Below are 4363 nucleotides of genomic sequence, written 5' to 3'. Positions count from 1 at the left end.
ATAGTGAAACAGGTCATGTACTACGAAAAGGAAAGTGGTTAAGTACAATTATCCTTCTTGTTATTTTATGAGCAAAAATTATAATTAAACAAAGTATGTTTTCTGGTAGTACGCACCAAACATTAATGGTTGTAACACATGCCTTTTTATGTATTACATTAGGTACCGTGATTAGTAGACGTTATTATATTTTGAAAAAATATAATGAATTAACACAAAAAGCATGAATACATTCATCCCTTGTTTAACAATGCTGTGAACGGTAATACTAAATAACATTGAACTTTTAGAACAAGGGATGATAATATGATATTCATTTACACAGATTTCGGTGGAACACATACAACCTCGCTAGCTGCCGCTTATCATTTAAATAAATTACCAACTGATCGAAAGTTAACGAAAGAAGAAATTTTAAATGTGGAGTACTTTAATAAATTGAAAACAGAAGATATGGGGGAAATTATTTTTCATGGACAAGATGAATATGGGAATCCCGTATATACAATTGGATGCGGGGCATCAAAGGTCGTTGTACCTGCGATGAAGCATTTAGGAGAGATTTTGCAAAAACATTATCAAAACAATGATAAGATTATTTTTTCTAATACATCACCAACAGTTCCATTGCCAATGACTTTAGGCGGTTTGTTTTCTAGAAGATTTCATATTGATTTTATTGGTGTACCGTTACTCGTATGGGGAGCAAAAATTTGCTGTGATAATATACAACGACTTGTCAGTTACACGAAAGAAGCTGGGAAAATGACAAATGATTATGTTGTTATTTTAGATAACGAAACATTTAAGTAATGTTAAAAGAAGACCGGAAATTTTTGCGGTTTTCTTTTTTTTATAAATAGACAAAAAATATTCACATTTATTATACATCTACTATAGCCAAAATAATAAAGTCCTGTTACTATTACAGGGGATATTCTCTTTTCATAAGATAAATATATAGAAAAGTCAGAAAAGAGGAACAGAATAAGGGAGGAACAACATGAAGCGTGTTGCTTGGTTTACTGATAGTACAACTGCGAGTTTTACAACAGATGGTGATAACTTTGTTATCCCAATTGAAGTTATTATTGATGGAGTGTCTTATAAGGACTGTGAAGAAGGAGTTCATAAACGTCTTTATGAAGCATTAAATGACGGAAGAACGGTTACTACTTCGCAACCTAACATAGGGGAAATGGTAGAATTATTTACTAAATGCAAAGAAGAATATGAAGAAGGCTTTGCAGTTGCTATTAGCGGAAAAGTAAGTGGGACCTATCAAAATATGAAGCTAGCTGCTGATATGGCAGGCTTCTCTTTAACTGTATTAGATAGTGAAACGACAAGTTATCCAATGGATGAACTTTTGAGAAAAGCAAAAACGTTATACAATGATGGTATGACTTTACAAGATATACATAAAACATTAGTAGATGAAAAAAGAAGGCCTTTTTATGTATTTCCAAAAAGCTTAAAAGGTTTATATGCAAGTGGTCGAGTAAAGGGAGTTCAATTTTTACTTGGAAGTTTATTAAGTGTCAACTTAATCTTAGAAGTAAAAGGTGGCGAACTTTTACTTGAAAAGAAAGTGCGTAAAATCCAAAAATGTAGAGAATACATTAAAAATGAGCTTGAAAAAGAATTACCTAAAGTACTTCATATGTTCTATGCTAACGATAAAGATGGAGCTGAAGAATGGATTTCAGATATTAAACAAGCATTCCCTGAAATGGATTTCAAACTTTATCCATTGCCAATTTCATTTGCTGTTCATGCAGGTGAAGGTACAATAGCAATTAGTTATTAAAAGTAAAACCCGTGAGTCATTCACGGGTTTTTTATTATATAAAACCTTAATTACATCATCCACGTATCATAAATTATAAAAAAACGCGGGAGCATCATCCTGCGTTTTTTTATCGTAATTCAGCTGTTTTCCTAATAACAATCTTATCAATATCATCCTCTTCATCACCAATAAATAATCCGCGTTCTTTTAAATATGTTTCAAAATACAAATCTGCTTCAGCACGTTCATCGTATGGCTTTACAGATAGAACGAAACCTAATTTATTTTGCTCTTCTAAATGAGAAGTAGAGATGTATGCCGGTACATTATGTCGTAAAAAGAGCTCTTTAACAGGAATGATCATATCTTTCATTAACTTCGTTAACATACCCATTTCAAACTCAAAATTAAAGCGATCTATACTAGATAAATCCGCGAACACTACACCAATAAAACCTGTATTAAATACTTCTTGATATTCTACTTCTTCGTTACCGTAAAAATTCTTTTCAATTAAATAATTTATAAAATAAGAAACACCATCACTTTGTTCAAAAGGTTTTGTTGAAAGAACGAAGCCGATTTTCTTTTGTTTATGTAAATACACACATGACATGTATGCAGCGATATTATGTTCTTTAAATAATGCACTCGTTGCTCCAGATAGACCATCTAATACGTGATGAACAATTTGAAGTTTTTTACGAGCGAAATAATAGGATTTCTTTTGTAACTCCAATGTATCAATAAAGACAGAGCCGATAAAGCCTGTATTTGAAATAATAGGTGTATGCTTTTTTCTTCCTCTGCGCTTTGCTTGAGTCATTGTTAAAATCATCCCTTCATGTACAATCAAAATAAAAAGAACGTTTGTTCGTATATTTATATTTTACTATTAAAACGCTCTAAAGTAAAGGGTTTTTGATGAAAAAACAACAAAAAAGACACCTGTAAAAGGTGCCTTAAACGCTGTAGGGAAGAGGGTTCATCCCAACTATTTATATTATGATACAGAAACAATCTCTTCTGTATCTTCTACATCTAAATGACAGTCCATAGTACGAACATCTTGATCCTCATGACTTCCGAAATAAATAGTAATTTTCATATGTATCGCTCCTTTATTCTAGGAATACCTAAAATAATTACTAGTAATGTTAATATTTATTATATACCACTTTTTTCATTCCGACAACGTTATATCATTTTTAATTCTTTTAGGGCGCAAAGAGTGATTTATAGAGATATTTTTATAGAAATAGGTACATTTCTTATATGTTATATTTAATACTGAAGGATTCGAATACGAATTTTTATGAAAGGAGCAAAATTAATGAATTATAAACAGTTACTAATAGATAATTTCACATATAAAACCTCATATATTGCGCGGCAGGTACATGGAATGGATGTAAAAGAAACGAAGGATTACATTACTGTCGACTGCGGATTACCTGCAGATACATTTAATATTATTACACTACTAAATAGTAATGTAACGGAAGGGATCGAGAAATTATATAAGGAGGTAGAATGCTATAATCAAAAAAAATTTCCAATGAGTGTTTGGTTTTGGGATGATAAGCAAGAACAGACTATAAAAAGCGAATTAATCAAACTTGGTTTAAAAGAAGCAGAACAGAATATCGCGATGGTAGCAGACTTAAGAAAAATTCATCCAACAATAGACATTCCAGTAGGTTTTACAATACAAAATGCAACATCGCCAGAACAAATACAACAATTTGGCGAAACGTTAGCAGCTTTATTCGGTACATCAACAGAAGGTACTCAAGTTCAAGCATACTATAATCAAATTGCTTCTTTAGATTTATGGAATAGTGATGCCATGAAACTATACTTAGGCCTTTATAAAGAGAAGGTAGTATCTGTTGGCTCTCTAGTTTGTACGGAAGATAGCGTTGGTATTTATGATATAGCGACTAAAGAAGATATGAGAGGAAAAGGATTTGGTTCTATTATGTTCAATTTCCTGCTGCAAGAAGCAAAACAACTAAAAAATAATTATTGCGTATTACAAGCTTCACCTGATGGAATAAACATTTATAAAAAATCTGGCTTTCAAGCCGCAGGACAAATTACAGTTTTTGAAAATCGACATTTAATTGAATAATTCATCCAAATTAAATCGCTTTAAATATAGGAGTAAACATACCATTATGAAGAAAATATCTATAATTACAATCATCTGTTTCTTTATTGTAATTAGCACTTTTGTTTTTCAGCAAGTAAATGAACAAAAATATACAAAAGCCATTAATCAATCAAATCATATTAAAAATATTGCGCATAGAGGGGCTTCTGCATATGCACCGGAACATACATTAGAAGCGTATCAATTAGGACAGCAATTAAAAGGTGACTATATAGAAATAGATCTCCAAATGACAAAAGACGGACATTTAGTAGCTATGCATGATGAAACATTAAACCGTACAACAAACGGTTCTGATTTTGTAAAAGATCATACATTAGATGAAATAAAACAACTGAATGCAGGTTCTTTTTTCAATAAAAAGTATCCAAAGTTAGCAAAGAAAGAATTTGAAA

5 protein-coding genes and 1 pseudogene are annotated in these 4363 nt (G+C 31.3%); 5 read left to right on the top strand and 1 reads right to left on the bottom strand.

The genetic code is table 11. From position 1 onward, the window contains the following. From KI356_RS25145 to KI356_RS25135, 3 genes and pseudogenes are all read left to right on the top strand, one after another. A pseudogene (locus tag KI356_RS25145) lies at nucleotides 1-227 on the top strand (DUF1453 domain-containing protein); the annotation flags it as partial. Between the two features lie 79 nt (nucleotides 228-306). Continuing rightward, nucleotides 307-813: a DUF3189 family protein gene (locus KI356_RS25140; protein ID WP_128280166.1), complete on the top strand. Its 507-nt coding sequence runs from the start codon at nucleotides 307-309 to the stop codon at nucleotides 811-813. 190 nt (nucleotides 814-1003) lie between these two features. After that, a complete protein-coding gene (locus tag KI356_RS25135) occupies nucleotides 1004-1810 on the top strand; it encodes a DegV family protein (protein ID WP_212936798.1) in 807 nt (268 codons plus the stop codon). 109 nt (nucleotides 1811-1919) lie between these two features. On the opposite strand, the gene KI356_RS25130 is transcribed toward KI356_RS25135, so the two are convergent. Next, the gene (locus KI356_RS25130) at nucleotides 1920-2618 is read right to left on the bottom strand and encodes a hypothetical protein (RefSeq protein WP_212936797.1); all 699 of its coding nucleotides are present in this window, start codon (nucleotides 2616-2618) and stop codon (nucleotides 1920-1922) included. A gap of 507 nt (nucleotides 2619-3125) precedes the next feature. Here KI356_RS25130 and KI356_RS25125 point away from each other — a divergent pair. Next, entirely contained in the window at nucleotides 3126-3926 is an 801-nt protein-coding gene (locus KI356_RS25125; protein ID WP_212936796.1) for a GNAT family N-acetyltransferase, read from the top strand. Nucleotides 3927-3972: 46 nt separating this feature from the next. Next, a partial coding sequence (locus tag KI356_RS25120; protein ID WP_274388405.1) for a glycerophosphodiester phosphodiesterase family protein occupies nucleotides 3973-4363 on the top strand: 391 nt, incomplete at its 3' end.

Source organism: Bacillus hominis (assembly GCF_018332515.1).
Classification (GTDB): Bacteria; Bacillota; Bacilli; order Bacillales; family Bacillaceae_G; genus Bacillus_A; species Bacillus_A hominis.
The sequence above is the reverse complement of the archived record's forward strand: the minus strand, read 5'-3'. Positions and strand labels throughout refer to the sequence as shown.

Excerpts from the sequence above, each read along its gene's own strand:
- KI356_RS25140 (WP_128280166.1), top strand. The coding sequence starts at position 307 with ATGATATTCATTTACACAGATTTCGGTGGAACACATACAACCTCGCTA.
- KI356_RS25135 (WP_212936798.1), top strand. The coding sequence starts at position 1,004 with ATGAAGCGTGTTGCTTGGTTTACTGATAGTACAACTGCGAGTTTTACA.
- KI356_RS25130 (WP_212936797.1), bottom strand. The coding sequence starts at position 2,618 with ATGACTCAAGCAAAGCGCAGAGGAAGAAAAAAGCATACACCTATTATT.
- KI356_RS25125 (WP_212936796.1), top strand. The coding sequence starts at position 3,126 with ATGAATTATAAACAGTTACTAATAGATAATTTCACATATAAAACCTCA.